Here is a 17043-nt window from a genome sequence, read left to right on the forward strand (position 1 = left end):
CGAACCGTTCAGTTCGATTAATTACACCAAGATCGGTAATGGCCATGTCGAGCAATTCAAAAAGCAACGTCGCGCGGATCGTCAGCGAAAACGCCGAAGCCGAAGAGGCAAAGGTCGCGGCCGTTGCGGAAGCTCCGGCTGCGGAGGCCCGTGAGGCGCCGCCTGCTCCCGCGCAGTCTGCGCCGGCTTCGGTCGCCGCGCCCGCGGCCGCCAAGAAGCGCCGCAGCCCGGTGCTGCCGATCGTCGTGCTTGCCCTTCTCGCAGGCGGCGGCTGGTATGGTTACGAATGGTGGACGAACGGCCGCTTCATGGTGTCGACCGACGACGCCTACATCGAGGGCGATATCGCAACGATCTCGCCGAAGGTCACGGGCTACGTCGCGAAGGTGAATGTGGTCGCCAACCAGGAAGTCAAAGCGGGCGACGTGCTTGCCACGCTTGATAACGGCGACTATCAGAACGCCCTCGATCAGGCCGAGGCCCAGATCGCCACCGAACAGCTTTCGCTGCAGCGCATCGACGCGCAGATCGAAGGCGCGAATGCGAGCCTTGCGCAGGCGCAGGCGCAGAAGGTGGCACTCGAAGCGGCCGTTCGCGGTGCCGAGATCACCCAGAAGCGCCAAAGCGAGCTCCAGGCGAAGTCGGTCGGTACGGCCGCCGACCTCGACACCGCCAATATCGCGCTCGATCAGGCCAAGGCCAATCTTGCCGGCGGCGACGCCAACATTACCGCGGCCCGCGCCAACATCACCATCCTTCAGGCCCAGCGCAAGGAGGCGGAGGGTTCAGTCCGTTCGCTGGAAATCTCGCGCGACAAAGCCGCTCGCGACCTCTCCTTCACCGTGCTCAAGGCGCCTTATGACGGCATCGTCGGCAACCGCTCGGTCCAGGAAGGCGATCTCGTCTCGCCCGGCCAGCGTCTGATGGCGCTCGTTCCGGTGCGCCAGCTCTATATCGACGCCAATTTCAAGGAAACGCAAATCCAGCATCTCGTTCCCGGCTCGAAGGTCAATGTCCATGTCGACGCCTATGACGACCATCCGGTCGTCGGCACCGTCGAATCGATCTCGCCAGCCTCCGGCTCGGTCTTCTCGTTGCTGCCGCCGGAAAACGCCACGGGCAATTTCACCAAGGTGATCCAGCGCGTGCCGGTGCGAATCGCGCTGCCGCAGGAAGCGCTCGATAGCGGGCGCCTGCGCGCAGGCCTCAGCGTCGTCGTCGACGTCGACACCCGCACGGCGCCCGGCAAGTGAGCCTTCAAGAGCGAGTAAGCCTTTAAGAAAAGGCGGAGGTGGTCTGATGGCCGGGAGCGCAACAGCAACAGCGGCAATGATTCCGGCGGCGCCTGCTCACGCCGAGGATCGGATGGATCCGAGGAAGCTCATCGCCTTCTTCGCGATGGTGCTCGGCATGTTCATGTCGATCCTCGACATTCAGATCGTCTCGGCCTCGCTTGCCGAAATCCAGGCCGGCCTTTCGGCCGGCAGCGACGAGATCGGCTGGGTGCAGACGTCCTATCTGATCGCCGAAGTGATCATGATCCCGCTCTCGGGCACGCTGGCGCGCATCATCTCGACGCGTTACCTCTTCGCGATTTCCGCCGCCGGCTTCACCATGGCGAGCGCCCTTGCGGCAACGGCGACGAACATCGACCAGATGATCGTCTACCGCGCCATTCAGGGCTTCATCGGCGGCGGCATGATCCCGTCGGTCTTCGCGGCGGCCTTCACCATCTTCCCGCCGTCGAAGCGCAGTATCGTCTCGCCGATCATCGGCCTGATCGCGACGCTCGCGCCGACGATCGGCCCGACTGTCGGCGGCTATCTCAGTCATGCCTTCTCCTGGCACTGGCTGTTCCTCGTCAACATCATTCCCGGCATCATCGTCACGATCGTCACCTGGAACTTCATCGATTTCGACAAGCCGGAACTGTCGCTGTTCAAAAAGTTCGACTGGTGGGGACTGGTCTCGATGGGCGTGTTCCTCGGGGCGCTGGAATACGTGCTCGAAGAGGGCAATTCCAACGACTGGTTCAACGACGAATCCATTGCCATCGCGGCCGTTGCCTCAGGCGTCTCGGCCATAATTTTCTTCTATCGCGCCTTTTCGGTGGAATTCCCCGTCGTCGATCTCAAGGCCTTTGCAAACAGGAACTTCTCCTTCGGCTCGGTCTTCTCCTTCGTCATGGGTATCGGCCTTTATGGCCTCACCTATATCTACCCGGTCTATCTCGGACGCATCCGCGGCTACGACTCGCTGATGATCGGCGAGACGATGTTCGTCTCCGGGCTTGCGATGTTCTTCACCGCGCCGATCGCCGGCCGGCTGTCGACCAAGATGGACCTGCGCCTGATGATGGTGATCGGCTTCACCAGCTTCGCCGCCGGCACATATATCATGATCCACCTGACGGCGGATTGGGATTTCTACGAACTCTTCGTTCCGCAGATCCTGCGCGGTTTCGGGCTGATGATGTGTATGGTGCCGATCAACAATATCGCGCTCGGCACGATGCCGCCCTCACGCATCCGTGGCGCGTCCGGCCTGTTCAATCTGACCAGAAACCTCGGCGGCGCCGTCGGCCTAGCCGTCATCAACACCGTGCTCACCAACCGGCAGGACGTGCATTACGAGCGGCTGCGCGAGAATATGGACTGGGGCAATCCGGCGGCGATCGACCAGATGAACAACATGGCTGCCAATTTCAACACCTATGGCATGGACGGCGCGTCGGTCGCGATCAAGCAGATGGTCGGCCTCGCCACCAAGCAGGCGGTCGTTCTGTCCTTCAGCGACATGTTCCTGATCCTCACCGTGCTTTTCCTGGCGATGATTCTCGGCGTCGCGATGATCAAGAAACCCGCGCCGCAAGGCGGCGGAGGAGGTGGCGGCGGCCACTGACCTCCGGCCCCGCCCCTTGAAAAGGCCCTCTCCCCCGGAGGGCCTTTTTGTTTGCCGTTGGCCAGCCGTTATGCCATGAGGCGGTTGATCGCTTGTCCGAATCGCACGAACAGGCAGGGTGCTAAAAACGCCGTCCGCGCCTGCTTTTCGATTTTTTGATTTACGTACATCAAATTTGGCGCTAATGGTCTCGTCAGGAGGAATGATGAGGCCAACCGTTCACGATATTGCTGCTGCCGCCGGTGTCAGTCTCGCGACTGTCGACCGGGTTCTCAATCAGCGTCCGGGTGTGCGCGGCGTTACGCGGGAGAAGGTCGAGGCCGCCATCCGCGAGCTCGGCTATATCAGGGACCTCGCCGCCGCCAATCTCGCCAAGGGGCGCACCTATCCGCTGGTGTTCATCCTGCCGGCCAGCGACAATTCCTTCATGCACGGGCTCAATGCCGAAATTCGGCAGGCAATCGTCCGATCGCCGGCCGAGCGCACCGATATCCGCACCATCGAGGTGCCGGCCTTCGATCCGGCCGCGCTCGTCGCCGTGCTCGAAGAGCTTTCCAGGGGCAAACCTTGCGGCATCGCGATGGTGGCGACCGATGCGCCCGAAGTGCGCGCCGTTGCCGACAGGATGGTGCGCGACGGTTTCCCGATCGTCACGCTGGTTTCCGATCTCACGGGATCGCTGCGCCATCACTATGCCGGCGTCGACAATATTGCCGCAGGGCGCACGGCCGCCCGCCTGCTCGGCCGGTTTCTCGGGCCGCGAAAGGGCGAGATCGCCGTCCTTGCCGGCTCCATGCTGGTGCGTGACCATCGCGAGCGACTCGAGGGCTTCACCTCCGTCATGGCCGAGGAATTTCCCGGTCTTGCGATCTTGCCGGTTCTCGAAGGCCGCGACGATCCCGAGGTCGCCCATATGCTGGTTGCCGACGCGCTTGGGAATGCCGGCATCGTCGGCGTCTACAGCCTCGGCGCCGGCAATCGTGGCCTCATCCGGGCGCTGAAGGAAAAGGCCGTCGACCGGACGCTGACCGTCATTGCCCATGAACTGACCGTGCATACGCGCGCCGCGCTCATCGATCATACGATCGATGCGATCCTCAACCAGGATGCCGGCCATGAGGTGCGCAGTGCCATCCGGGTGCTGAAAGCCAAGGCGGACGGGCTTGCCGTCATCGAAGCGCAGGAACGCATCCGCCTCGACATATTCCTGAAGGACAATCTGCCGTAACGGCAAAGGAGAATACCAGATGTATCTCGGTCTCGATCTCGGAACCTCCGGCGTCAAGGCGATGCTGATCGACGGCGATCAGAAGATCGTCGGCTCGGCCAACGGTTCGCTCGACGTCTCGCGCCCGCATTCCGGCTGGTCGGAGCAGGAGCCTGCCCACTGGGTCCGCGCCACGGAGGAGGCTGTCGCCGGCCTCAAGGCGAAGCACCCGCACGAGCTTGCCGCGGTCAAGGGCATCGGCCTTTCCGGCCAGATGCATGGCGCGACGCTGATCGATTCATCCGACAATGTGCTGCGCCCCTGCATTCTCTGGAACGATACGCGCAGCCATGTCGAGGCCGCGGCTCTCGATGCCGATCCGCGTTTCCGGGCGCTGACAGGCAATATCGTCTTCCCCGGCTTCACGGCGCCGAAGCTTGCCTGGGTCAGGAAGCATGAGCCGGATATTTTCGCCAGGGTCGCCAAGGTGCTGCTGCCGAAGGATTACCTGCGCCTCTGGCTGACCGGCGAATATATCTCCGAAATGTCGGATTCGGCCGGCACGTCCTGGCTCGACACCGGCAAGCGCGGCTGGTCGTCCGAACTGCTGGCCGCCACGGACCTTTCCAGGGAGCAGATGCCGGCGCTCGTCGAAGGCACGGAGCAAGCCGGAAAGCTGCGGCCGGAGCTCGCGGCGCAATGGGGCATTTCAGGCCATGTCGTCGTTGCCGGCGGCGCCGGCGACAATGCGGCCTCGGCCTGTGGCATGGGCACCGTCAGCGATGGCGCGGCTTTCGTCTCGCTCGGCACTTCGGGCGTGCTTTTCGCCGCCAACGGTTCCTATCTGCCGACGCCGGAGAGCGCTGTGCATGCCTTCTGCCACGCGTTGCCGAACACCTGGCACCAGATGGGCGTCATCCTGTCGGCCACCGATGCGCTGAACTGGCATTCCAGCGTGACCGGCAAGTCGGCCGCCGATTTGACTGGTGAACTCGGCGAGACGCTGAAAGCGCCCTCCGGCGTCACCTTCCTGCCCTATCTCTCGGGCGAGCGCACGCCGCACAACGATGCCGTCATTCGTGGCGCCTTCATCGGCCTCGAGCATGAAAGCAGCCGTGCCGTGCTGACCCAGGCCGTGCTGGAGGGCGTGGCTTTCGCCATCCGGGACAATCTCGAAGCGCTGCGTTCGGCGGGCACCGATATTTCCCGCGTGACGGCCATCGGCGGCGGTTCGCGCTCGCGCTACTGGCTGGCCTCGATCGCGACCGCGCTCGGCGTTCCGGTCGATCTGCCGGCCGACGGCGATTTCGGCGCGGCCTTCGGGGCTGCCCGTCTCGGCCTGATCGCGGCAACCGGCGCGGATCCCATCGCCGTCTGCACGCCGCCGGTCACGGCAGGAACGATCGAGCCGGTTTCGGCGCTGAGCGGCGCTTATGAGGATGCCTACAAGCGCTACCGCGCGCTCTATCCGGCGATCAAGTCGCTGGCGCATTGAGAACTGGAGCCTGTGGCCCCCTCATCCGACCCTTCGGGCCACCTTCTCTCCGAGGGGAGAAGGAAAAAGAGGCGCTGCAACCCGTCTCTTCTCCCCTCGGGGAGAAGGTGCCGGCAGGCGGATGAGGGGGCTTCTGGCGTAGACCAACGACTGAGAACTTCGAAAAGATACGAACCCAAGGAGACCTGACATGAGCACCGGATTTTTCGGCGATATCCAGAAAATCAAATATGAAGGCCCCGACAGCACCAATCCGATGGCCTTCCGCTACTACCAGCCGGACGAGATCGTTCTCGGCAAGCGCATGGAAGACCATCTGCGTTTTGCGGTGGCCTATTGGCACACCTTCACCTGGCCGGGCGGCGATCCGTTCGGCGGCCAGACCTTCCTGCGCCCCTGGTTCGAAGACACGATGAAGGCTGCCAAGCTGAAGGCTGACGTCGCTTTCGAATTCTTCTCGCTGCTCGGCGCACCCTACTACTGCTTCCACGACGCCGACGTGCGCCCGGAAGGCAAGAACTTTGCCGAGAACACCAAGAACCTCAACGAGATCGTCGACTATTTCGCCGAGAAGCAGGCTGCCACCGGCACCAAGCTGCTCTGGGGCACGGCGAACCTCTTCTCCAACCGCCGCTATATGTCGGGTGCGGCGACCAACCCCGATCCCGATGTCTTCGCTTTCGCCGCCGCGACGGTGAAGACCTGCATCGACGCGACGCAGAAGCTCGGCGGCGAGAACTACGTGCTCTGGGGCGGCCGCGAAGGGTATGAGACGCTGCTCAACACCGACCTGAAGCGCGAGCTCGACCAGCTCGGCCGCTTCCTCAACCTCGTCGTCGAATACAAGCACAAGATCGGCTTCAAGGGCACGATCCTGATCGAGCCGAAGCCGCAGGAGCCGACCAAGCACCAGTATGATTACGACGTCGCGACCGTCTATGGCTTCCTCAAGAAGCACGGCCTCGAAAACGAGGTGAAGGTCAATATCGAGCAGGGCCATGCCATCCTTGCCGGCCACTCTTTCGAGCACGAACTGGCGCTTGCCAATGCGCTCGGCATTTTCGGCTCGATCGACATGAACCGCAACGATTACCAGTCCGGCTGGGATACCGACCAGTTCCCGAACAATGTTCCGGAAATGGCGCTTGCCTATTACCACGTCCTGGCAGGCGGCGGCTTCACGACCGGCGGCACCAACTTCGATGCCAAGCTGCGCCGCCAGTCGCTCGACCCGGCGGATCTGCTGATCGGCCATATCGGCGGCATGGATTGCTGCGCCCGCGGCCTGAAGGCGGCGGCCAAGATGATCGAGGACAAGGCTCTGTCTAAGCCGCTCGCCGATCGTTATGCCGGCTGGGAATCGGCCGAAGCGCAGAAGCTCTTCCGCGGCGAATATTCGCTGGACGAAATCACGAACTGGGTCGAAAGCAAGGACGTCAATCCGCAGCCGAGATCCGGCCAGCAGGAACTGCTCGAGAACATCGTCAACCGCTACGTTTGATAGCAGGCGCCGGCGGCCATGGGTCGCCGGCGCAGCCTTCCCGGCCGGTTGTCGCCGGCCGATACCGGTTCAGCGTTTCGACCAGTTGCGAGACGGTGCGGAGACGGAGTTGCGGACGACCAGATCCGGCCGCAGCAGGATCTCCGTCTCGGCCGGCCGGCCATCGGACAAGAGCTCCAACAGCAGCGCCATTGCCTGTTTGCCGATCGCCGTTCTCGGCTGGCGGATCGTCGTCAGCGACGGGGAGATGAAGACGGCCTGCGGCACGTCGTCGAAACCGGTCACCGAGAAATCGCGCGGAATATCGTAGCCGCGCGCGCCGAGCCCGATCATCACGCCGATGGCCGTCTGGTCGTTGACGCACATGAAGGCTGTGGGAAGCGTGTCGCGCATGAAAAGCTGTTCGACCGCATGCCGCCCGCTTTCGATCGTGCCGTCGCCTTCGAGCACGATCCTGGCGTCACGCGGGATGCCGGCGGCATCGAGGCCGGCATCATAACCCATGCGGCGTCTGGTATAGGCGAGCCGGGTGCGGGAATCGCCGATGAAGGCGATCTTGCGATGGCCTTCGGCCAGCAGCAGGTCGACGGCCTTCCTGGCGCCCTCGATATCGTGGACGCCCACATAGGGAATGCCGCCGTTGAAGACGGGCTCGAAAACGCCGACGCTCGGCGGCAGCCGCGCCGTCATGGTCTGGTGACCGAAGGGCAGGATGCCGGTGAAGAGGATCAGTCCGGCCGCCTGGTTCGAGTTTAAAAACTTCAGATATTCCAGACCGCGCTGGGCGTCGTTCTGGGTGTGGCCGATCAGGACGCCGTAGCCGTGCGCACGCGCCTCGTTCTCAAGGCCGACGAGAATGTTGGAGAAATTGGGGTCGCCGATGTCGGGCGCCACGACGAGGATCATGTTGGAGCGGCCGAGCCTCAGGCTGCGCGCCATGGCATTGGTCGTGTAACCGGTGACGGCGATCGCCTGGTTGACCTTGAGCCGGGTGGAGTTGGCGACCTTCTCCGGCGTGTGGATCGCCCGGGAAACCGTCGCGATGGACACCTCGGCGATCCGGGCGACGTCTTCGATTGTTGCGGGCGTGGAATTCGACACTGCGCTCTGCCTTAAGGCTGTCTTCGCCGCGACACTACACAGACTCGCCGACAGGTCAAAGGCAAGCTTCGACTGATCTGTGTAAATTCACGATGTAAACCTTTACATAAACGATGTAAAGGTTTACATAAGGCTCAAAGCGGACGGGAAGCCGCAAGTGCACGCCTCTTTTCAGAAAGGAAATGTGCGCTACTTCAATGTGATGGGGCGTTTCCGGCACGTGCCGCCGGCACGCAGCGCTCTGGGGGAGGGGATGATGACCGTGGAGACCGCCGACACCGCACCCGTGGTGCTGTCCGCCAGGCGCATATGCAAATCCTTCAGCGGCGTCCAGGTCCTCTTCAGCGTCAATTTCGATCTCCGCGCCGGCGAAATCCATGCCCTCATGGGCGAAAACGGCGCCGGCAAGTCCACCCTCGTCAAGGTGCTTTCAGGCTTTGAGCAGCCGAGTTCCGGCGAAATCCTGCTCGACGGCAAGTCTGTGGTGCTGCCGCCCAACGGTGCCGCCGAAGCGCTCGGCATCGTCATCATTCACCAGGAATTCAACCTCGCCGACCATCTGACTGTGACGGAAAGCCTTTTCCTTGGGCGCGAGGTGACGCGTTTCGGCGTGCTCGACCGCAAATATATGCGCGCCGAGACCCGCAAGGTTCTGGACGTGCTTGGTTCGCATGTCGATGAGAATGCGCTGATCAGCACGCTTTCCATCGCCGACAAGCAGATGGTCGAGATCGCCAAGGCGATCAGCCGCGATGCGCGCGTCGTCTTCATGGACGAGCCGACCGCCGTCCTGTCGCGCGAAGAAACCAGCATGCTCTTCAAGCAGGTCCGCAAGCTGCGCGACCAGGGCACGAGCTTCGTCTTCGTGTCCCATAAGCTCGACGAGGTGATGGAACTGACCGATCGGGTGACGGTCCTGCGCGACGGCCAGTGGATCAAGACGTCGCCGACATCGATACTGGATGGGGAATCGATCGCGCAGCTGATGGTCGGCCGGGAACTTTCCAGCCTTTATCCCACCAAGGTCGAGCCGAATGTCGACGAGGAGATCGTTCTGCGCGTCTCTTCGGTCTCGACCGGTTATGTCAAGGATGCCAGCTTCGAGGTGCGCAAGGGCGAGATCATCGGTTTTTCCGGACTGATCGGCTCCGGCCGTACCGAGCTGATGGAGGCGATCGCCGGGCTGCGGCCGCGTCTCCACGGCGAAGTGTTCATCAAGGGGGAAGCAGTTTCTTCCGGCGATGTGCATGCCGCCAATCGCTGCGGCCTTGCCTACATGACCAAGGACCGCAAGTCGAAAGGCCTGCTGCTGCGTTCCGGCATGGTGAGCAATCTGACTTTGCAGTCGCTCGGAAGGCATTCTCGCCACGGTTATCTCAGCCCCGGCAGCGAAGCGGCTGCGCTGGCGAAGGCCAAGCGCCGCTTCGACATCAGGGTTCGCGACGCCAATATCGTCGCCGGCCGCATGTCCGGCGGGAACCAGCAGAAACTGCTGCTCGCCAAGGTTATGGAGACCGATCCCGACATCATCATCATCGATGAGCCGACGCGCGGCATCGATGTCGGCACGAAGCAGCAGATCTATCATTTCATCTCGGCGCTCGCCCGGGACGGCCGGTCGATCATCGTCGTTTCCTCGGAGATGCCAGAGGTCATCGGACTCTGCACGCGGGTGGCGGTAATGCGCGAGGGGCATATCGTCGGCGTGCTCGAGGGAGACGAGATTTCTGAGCAGGAAATCATGCGCTACGCCGCCGGGCTGAAAAGGAAGGCGGCCGCCTGATGCATGTCGCCCAAAAGTGTGCCGCGGTTTTGGGAGGACGAGATGCATGGAACAAAGACGTGAGAGCGGAGCGGACTTCGCCGACGCGCACCATAGATAAGATGCCCAGGCAGTCTGGGACGGGAGGTTGGTTTTGGACATGAGTGTTAACGAGGAAACGCGAGACATCCGGCGCAGGTCCTGGCGTGATGTTGATTTGCGCGCGGTGGCACCGTTTGCCGCTTTGGCCTTGCTTCTCATCGTCGGCGCACTGGTCAACCCGAATTTCATTGGCATCACCAACCTTGCCAACGTCGCGACGCGTTGCGCTTTCATCGCCATCATCGCTGTCGGCGCCACCTTCGTGATTTCGTCCGGAGACCTCGATCTTTCCGTCGGCTCAATGGTGGCCTTCGTCGCCAGCCTGATGATCCTGCTGATCAATTCGGGCGTCATTGCCGATCCGGTGCTGATGCTGACGGCGGCGATGGTCTTTACGATCCTCGCGGGGGCTCTTTGCGGTCTCGCAAACGGCCTCATCACCACCGTCGGCAAAATCGAACCATTCATCGCCACGCTCGGCACCATGGGCATTTATCGCGGCCTGACCACCTGGCTGTCGCAGGGCGGCGCGATCACCTTGCGCTCGAGCGAAATCCAGACGCTCTACCGTCCGGCCTATTTCGGCAATATTCTCGGCATTCCGGTTCCGATCGTGGTCATCCTCGTCGTGACCGCGATTGCGGCCTTTATTCTCTACCGCACGCGCTACGGCCGCCATGTCGTAGCTGTCGGCTCGAACAGCGACGTCGCGCGCTATTCGGGCATCGCCGTCAACCGCGTGCGCACCATTGCTTTCGTCATCCAAGGCCTCTGCGTGGCGATCGCCGTGCTTCTTTATGTTCCGCGTCTCGGTTCCACGTCGGCAACGACCGGCATTTTGTGGGAGCTGCAGGCCATTACCGCCGTCGTCGTCGGCGGCACCGCTCTCAAGGGCGGCGCCGGCCGGGTCTGGGGCACGATCTGCGGCGCCTTCATTCTCGAGCTCGTCGGCAACATCATGCTGCTTTCGAACTTCATCAGCGAATATCTGATCGGCGCGATCCAGGGTGCGATCATCATCATCGCCATGCTGGTGCAGCGGTCGCTGGTGCGCAAATCGTAGAGCAAACGGCTTTTCGGATTGGCCGGGCTTTACAGGGCACCCGGCTCGGATTGGACAAGTCCCTGATATTTTTGGGAGGAAATAGCATGCGCAAGCTCATGTTGGGTCTGGCGGTTGCGGGGGTGGCTTTTGCCGGCGCAGCCTACGCCCAGGACAAGAACTATACGATCGGCGTGTCCATTCCGGCCGCCGACCATGGCTGGACCTCCGGGGTGGTGTTCCACGCCGAGCGCATTGCCAAGAAGCTGATGGTCGAACATCCTGGGCTGAACGTCATCGTCAAGACCTCGCCGGATGCCGCGACGCAAGCGAACGCCGTGCAGGATCTCGATACGCAGGGTATCGACGCACTCGTCATCCTGCCGTCCGATCCGGATCCGCTCGTCAACGCCATCAAGGAAGTCAAGGGCAAGGGCAAGTTCGTGGCGCTCGTCGACCGTGCGCCGTCGAACAACGACAATTCCGTGCGTGACCTCTATGTCGCCGGCAACAATCCGGCGCTCGGCGAAGTCGCCGGCAAATATATTGCCGAAAAGACCCCGGAAGCCGAGGTCGTCGTTATCCGCGGTCTGCCGATCCCGATCGACCAGCAGCGCCAGGACGGCTTCGACAAGGGCATTGCCGGCTCGAAGGTCAAGGTTCTTGACCGCCAGTACGGCAACTGGAACCGCGACGACGCCTTCAAGGTCATGCAGGACTATCTGACGAAGTATCCGAAGATCGACGTCGTATGGTGCCAGGACGACGACATGGCCGTCGGCGTTCTTCAGGCGATCGAGCAGGCCAAGCGCACCGACATCCAATATGTCGTCGCCGGCGCCGGCTCCAAGGACATGATCAAGAAGGTCATGGACGGCGACAAGCTGATCCCGGTCGACGTTCTCTATCCGCCGGCAATGGTCGGCACGGCGATGGAGCTGACGGCTGCTGCTCTCTACGACCAGGTTCCCGTCCACGGCAACTACATCCTCGATGCGACGCTCGTCACCAAGGACAATGCCAAGGACTTCTACTTCCCGGATTCTCCGTTCTGATCGATCCGCGATGCAAGCGCGCCCATTCGTAAGGATGGGCGCATTTTTTTGCTTTCGTTTTTGGCGAGCAGGCGAAAATGCTGCACGTACCTCTTGCCCGCCAAAGCCCATCATGGTTAGTTCGCAGCCATACCCATCCGGCTCTGCGCCAAATACGACAGCAAGCAAGGAAGCGCCTTGCTCCCGCAAAATTGCGTGCTACAAGTTATCAGAAACGTTTACGGTCGATGTTCAGGGAGGAATTTGACATGAAGACGATCAAGGGCCCCGGCCTTTTCCTTGGCCAGTTCGCGGGCGATACCGCGCCTTTCAATTCCTGGGACGCGATTACCAAATGGGCGGCCGACATCGGCTACGAGGGTGTCCAGGTGCCGACCTGGGCGAGCCAACTGATTGATCTGAAAAAGGCCGCCACCTCCAAGGATTATTGCGACGAATTCGCCGGCAAGGCCCGCGAAAACGGCATCGAGATCACCGAACTTTCCACCCATCTGCAGGGCCAGCTCGTCGCCGTGCACCCGGCCTATGACGAAGCCTTCGACGGGTTCGCGGCGCCCGAAGTGCGCGGCAATCCGAAGGCCCGCCAGGAATGGGCGGTTGAGCAGGTCAAGATGGCGCTGACGGCATCGAAAAATCTCGGCCTCAAGGCGCATGCGACCTTCTCGGGCGCGCTCGCCTGGCCCTTCATCTATCCCTGGCCGCAGCGCCCGGCCGGTCTGGTCGAGACTGCCTTCGACGAGCTTGCCCGCCGCTGGACGCCGATCCTCAACCATGCGGATGAGAACGGCATCGACGTCTGCTACGAGATCCATCCGGGCGAGGACCTGCATGACGGCACCACCTTCGAGATGTTCCTGGAGCGGGTGAAGAACCATCCGCGCGCCAACATGCTCTACGATCCCTCGCATTATGTGCTGCAGTGCCTCGATTATCTCGAGAACATCGACATCTACAAGGACCGCATCAAGATGTTCCACGTCAAGGATGCGGAGTTCAATCCGACCGGGCGCCAGGGTGTCTACGGCGGGTATCAAGGCTGGGTCGAACGCGCCGGCCGCTTCCGCTCGCTCGGCGACGGCCAGGTCGATTTCGGCGCGGTCTTCTCGAAGATGACGGCCAATAATTTCGACGGCTGGGCTGTGGTCGAATGGGAATGCGCGCTGAAACATCCCGAGGACGGCGCCCGCGAAGGGGCCGAATTCGTCGCCGCCCATATCATCCGCGTCACGGAAAAGGCTTTCGACGATTTTGCCGGCAGCGGCACGGACCAGGCCGCCAATCGGCGGATGCTGGGACTCTGACATAAGGCACGTTGCGAGGCTGCCCCTCACCCTAACCCTCTCCCCGTTCTGACGGGGAGAGGGGACGTGCCTTGCGAGACGTTAGCGAGGGATGGAGAGGTCGCGGCATATCCCCTTCTCCCCGTCAGAACGGGGAGAAGGTGGCGGCAGCCGGATGAGGGGCCGTATCCGCACCAAGTTAAATTCCAGGAGGACAAGAATGGCAATCGAAGCATCATCCGAACAGACCCGCGAGCCGCGCATCCGGCTCGGCATGGTGGGCGGCGGCGCGGGCGCGTTCATCGGCGCGGTGCACCGTATCGCGGCGCGTATCGACGATCAGTACGATCTCGTCGCCGGCGCGCTGTCGTCGACGCCTGAGAAGGCGGTTCAATCCGGCCGCGACCTCGGCCTCGATCCGTCGCGGACCTATTCCAGCTACCGCGAGATGGCGATCCGCGAGGCGAAGCTGAAGAACGGCATCGAGGCGGTGGCGATCGTCACGCCGAACCATGTGCATTACGATGCGGCCAAGGAATTCCTGAAGCGCGGCATCCATGTCATCTGCGACAAGCCGCTGACCTCGAACCTTGCCGACGCCAAGAAGCTGAAGAAGGTCGCCGACGAGAGCGGTGCGCTCTTCGTGCTGACGCATAATTATACCGGCTATCCGATGGTCCGTCAGGCGCGCGAGATGATCGCGAACGGCGAACTCGGCGATATAAGGGTCGTCCAGGCCGAATATCCGCAGGACTGGCTGACGGAAGCGGTCGAGCAGACCGGCCAGAAGCAGGCCGCATGGCGCACCGATCCGGCCCAGTCCGGCGTCGGCGGCTCGACCGGGGATATCGGCACGCATGCCTATAATCTCGCGTCCTTCATCACTGGGCTGGAGCTCGACAGCCTGGCCGCCGATCTCGACAGCTTCGTTCCCGGTCGCCGGCTTGATGATAATGCCCACGTCATGCTGCGCTTCAAGGCGAAGGGCTCGGAGAAGCCGGCCAAGGGCATGCTCTGGTGCAGCCAGGTGGCGCCCGGCCATGAGAACGGCCTGATGGTCCGCGTCTATGGCACCAAAGGCGGGCTGGAATGGACGCAGAAGGATCCGAACTACCTCTGGTACACGCCCTTCGGCGAGCCGAAGCGGCTGATCACCCGCGGCGGCGCCGGGGCAGGTGCTGCTGCCGGCCGCGTTTCGCGCGTGCCGTCAGGGCACCCGGAAGGTTATCTCGAGGCGTTCGCGACGATCTATACGGAAGCCGCGCATGCGATCAACGCTCGCAAGAAGGGCAAGGCGGTCGACAAGGCGGTGGTCTATCCGACGGTTGACGATGGCGTGAAGGGTGTCGCCTTCGTCGAGGCCTGTGTCGCCTCGTCCAAGAAAAACGGCGCCTGGGTCAAGGTCTGAGGTCTGGAGCAGTGCGAAGCCCTGCGAAAATGCCAAGGCGGTCATTGACCGCCTTGGCCTGTCCGTCATTCGTCAGGCCGCAGCGCGGTTGCGCTTCATCAGGCCATCGATGCTGAGCGGGCCGGCGCCTGCCGCGACCAGATAGAGAAATACGAAGCAGAACAGGATCGCCGCGACGCCGCCGTTCTGCGCGGGATAAAAGCTCTTTCCCGCATGACCGATGAAATAGGCGAAGGCCATCAGGCCCGAAAGCACGAAGGCTGCGATGCGGGTCTGGAATCCGATCAGGACTAGGAAGCCGAGGGTGAGTTCGATCAGCCCGGCAATCCAGGAGAGCGAGCCCATCGGCGGCATGCTTGCCGCGGCCGGAAAATGCAGGATCTTCTGCGTTCCGTAGCTGAAAAGCACGAGCGAGGAGATGATGCGCAGCAGGCTCAGCAGATGGGGCTGCAGCAGATGGATCGAAGACGGCATTGGGTTCCTTTCATGTTTGCAATGTCTTCGCTGTGTACTGATCGCGGGCCCGGCGGCAAGTCACGCCTGCTGACATTCGCGTTATGAGGTCGGTTGCGGCGGGAACGCGAATGTCCGGAGCGGCCGAACGATGCCCGTCATGGCCGTTCCACTCTTCCTACTGCAACGTTGCAGTTTTTCTTGGTCGAGACCTGTACTTTGCTTTTCGGCTTGGCTAAATCCGGCCCAACGGCCAGTCCACATGCTGAGAGACGGGGATTAGAGATGATCGATGCCAAGACGCTTGCCAGCCGCTTTCCCGGTGACTTTACCTTCGGCGTTGCCACTGCCGCCTTCCAGATCGAAGGCGCGAGCAAGGCCGACGGCCGCAAGCCATCCATCTGGGACGCTTTCTGCAACATGCCCGGCCGCGTCCATAATCGCGATAACGGCGACATTGCCTGCGACCATTACAACAGGTTGGAGCAAGACCTCGATCTGATCAAGGAGATGGGCGTCGAAGCCTATCGCTTCTCCATCGCCTGGCCGCGCATCATCCCCGATGGCACAGGCCCGGTGAACGAAGCGGGGCTCGATTTCTACGACCGGCTGGTCGACGGCTGCAAGGCGCGCGGGATCAAGACCTTCGCGACGCTCTACCACTGGGACCTGCCGTTGCTGCTCGCCGGTGACGGCGGCTGGACGGCGCGCTCGACGGCTCATGCCTTTCAGCGTTATGCCAAGACAGTGATGAGCCGCCTCGGCGACCGTCTCGACGCCGTCGCGACCTTCAACGAGCCCTGGTGCATCGTCTGGCTGAGCCATCTCTATGGCATTCATGCTCCCGGCGAGCGCAACATGCAGGCCGCCCTTCACGCCATGCACTATATGAACCTTGCTCACGGCCTTGGGGTCGAGGCGATCCGCGCCGAGGCTCCCAACGTGCCCGTCGGCCTGGTGCTCAATGCAGCCTCGATCATTGCCGGCTCGGACAGCCCGGCCGATCTTGCGGCGGCCGAACGCGCGCATCAATTCCACAACGGCGCCTTCTTCGATCCCGTCTTCAAGGGCGAATATCCGAAGGAATTCGTCGAGGCGCTCGGCGACCGGATGCCTGTGATCGAAGACGGCGACCTGAAGCTGATCAGCCAGAAACTCGACTGGTGGGGTCTGAACTATTATACGCCCGAGCGCGTCACCGACGATGCCGAACGCAAGGGTGATTTTCCCTGGACGGTGAAAGCGCCGCCGGCGAGCGACGTCAAGACCGATATCGGCTGGGAAATCTATGCGCCGGGATTGAAGCTCCTGGTCGAGGACCTCTACCGCCGCTACCAACTGCCGGAGTGCTACATCACCGAGAACGGCGCTTGCGACAACACCGGTGTCGTCGGCGGCGAGGTCGACGATGTGATGCGTCTCGATTATGTCGGCGACCATCTCGCTGTCGTCGCCGATCTCATCAAGGACGGGTATCCGATGCGCGGCTATTTTGCCTGGAGCCTGATGGACAATTTCGAATGGGCGGAAGGCTACCGCATGCGCTTCGGCCTCGTCCATGTCGATTACGAAACCCAGATCCGCACGGTGAAGAAAAGCGGCAAGTGGTACAGCGAATTGGCGGCGCAATTCCCGAAAGGCAACCACAAGGCGGGTTAACTGTCATTGGCCTTAAGTGACTGACATTGCTTGGCTGAACCTTCGCGCAACGGCGAGGTGCAGAAATTGATCGCGGA

The 17043-nt window shown here is 62.2% G+C and carries 13 protein-coding genes; 11 read left to right on the plus strand and 2 right to left on the minus strand.

Annotated features, from left to right (window positions below; all coding sequences use genetic code 11):
• Nucleotides 1-44: 44 nt before the first annotated feature.
• The 5 genes from ATY76_RS27325 (at nucleotide 45) to xylA (ending at nucleotide 7104) form a co-directional block, all read left to right on the plus strand.
• Nucleotides 45-1253 (plus strand): HlyD family secretion protein, encoded by a 1209-nt coding sequence (locus ATY76_RS27325; protein ID WP_088678041.1) that lies wholly within the window; start codon nucleotides 45-47, stop codon nucleotides 1251-1253.
• A gap of 46 nt (nucleotides 1254-1299) precedes the next feature.
• A complete protein-coding gene (locus ATY76_RS27330) occupies nucleotides 1300-2901 on the plus strand; it encodes a DHA2 family efflux MFS transporter permease subunit (protein ID WP_088677792.1) in 1602 nt (533 codons plus the stop codon).
• Between the two features lie 205 nt (nucleotides 2902-3106).
• Complete coding sequence (locus ATY76_RS27335; protein WP_088677793.1) at nucleotides 3107-4129, plus strand: LacI family DNA-binding transcriptional regulator; 1023 nt, start codon at nucleotides 3107-3109, stop codon at nucleotides 4127-4129.
• Between the two features lie 19 nt (nucleotides 4130-4148).
• A complete protein-coding gene (gene xylB, locus ATY76_RS27340; protein ID WP_088677794.1) occupies nucleotides 4149-5603 on the plus strand; it encodes a xylulokinase in 1455 nt (484 codons plus the stop codon).
• Between the two features lie 190 nt (nucleotides 5604-5793).
• Nucleotides 5794-7104, plus strand: coding sequence for a xylose isomerase (gene xylA / locus ATY76_RS27345; protein WP_088677795.1), 1311 nt, complete (start codon nucleotides 5794-5796; stop codon nucleotides 7102-7104).
• 69 nt (nucleotides 7105-7173) lie between these two features.
• Here the strand turns inward: xylA and ATY76_RS27350 are convergent, their stop codons facing one another.
• Nucleotides 7174-8205, minus strand: coding sequence for a LacI family DNA-binding transcriptional regulator (locus ATY76_RS27350; protein WP_088677796.1), 1032 nt, complete (start codon nucleotides 8203-8205; stop codon nucleotides 7174-7176).
• 256 nt (nucleotides 8206-8461) lie between these two features.
• Here ATY76_RS27350 and ATY76_RS27355 point away from each other — a divergent pair, with 256 nt between their 5' ends.
• From ATY76_RS27355 to ATY76_RS27375, 5 genes are all read left to right on the plus strand, one after another.
• A complete protein-coding gene (locus ATY76_RS27355) occupies nucleotides 8462-9988 on the plus strand; it encodes a sugar ABC transporter ATP-binding protein (protein WP_088678042.1) in 1527 nt (508 codons plus the stop codon).
• Nucleotides 9989-10127: 139 nt separating this feature from the next.
• Nucleotides 10128-11132 (plus strand): ABC transporter permease, encoded by a 1005-nt coding sequence (locus tag ATY76_RS27360; RefSeq protein ID WP_088677797.1) that lies wholly within the window; start codon nucleotides 10128-10130, stop codon nucleotides 11130-11132.
• An 86-nt stretch (nucleotides 11133-11218) separates the two neighbouring features.
• Nucleotides 11219-12166 carry a substrate-binding domain-containing protein gene (locus tag ATY76_RS27365; RefSeq protein WP_088677798.1) on the plus strand — a complete coding sequence of 316 codons (948 nt, stop codon included), beginning with the start codon at nucleotides 11219-11221 and terminating at the stop codon, nucleotides 12164-12166.
• A 248-nt stretch (nucleotides 12167-12414) separates the two neighbouring features.
• Nucleotides 12415-13467: a sugar phosphate isomerase/epimerase gene (locus tag ATY76_RS27370; protein WP_088677799.1), complete on the plus strand. Its 1053-nt coding sequence runs from the start codon at nucleotides 12415-12417 to the stop codon at nucleotides 13465-13467.
• 199 nt (nucleotides 13468-13666) lie between these two features.
• Entirely contained in the window at nucleotides 13667-14854 is a 1188-nt protein-coding gene (locus ATY76_RS27375; protein WP_088677800.1) for a Gfo/Idh/MocA family oxidoreductase, read from the plus strand.
• 72 nt (nucleotides 14855-14926) lie between these two features.
• On the opposite strand, the gene ATY76_RS27380 is transcribed toward ATY76_RS27375, so the two are convergent.
• Nucleotides 14927-15328 (minus strand): DoxX family protein, encoded by a 402-nt coding sequence (locus tag ATY76_RS27380; RefSeq protein ID WP_088677801.1) that lies wholly within the window; start codon nucleotides 15326-15328, stop codon nucleotides 14927-14929.
• Nucleotides 15329-15592: 264 nt separating this feature from the next.
• Between ATY76_RS27380 and ATY76_RS27385 the strand changes: the two genes are divergently transcribed.
• Nucleotides 15593-16966, plus strand: a complete 1374-nt coding sequence (locus ATY76_RS27385) for a GH1 family beta-glucosidase (protein WP_088677802.1) — start codon at nucleotides 15593-15595, stop codon at nucleotides 16964-16966.
• Nucleotides 16967-17043: the final 77 nt, after the last annotated feature.

Source organism: Rhizobium sp. R339, from assembly GCF_002211395.1.
In the GTDB taxonomy this organism is placed as follows: Bacteria; Pseudomonadota; Alphaproteobacteria; order Rhizobiales; family Rhizobiaceae; genus Rhizobium.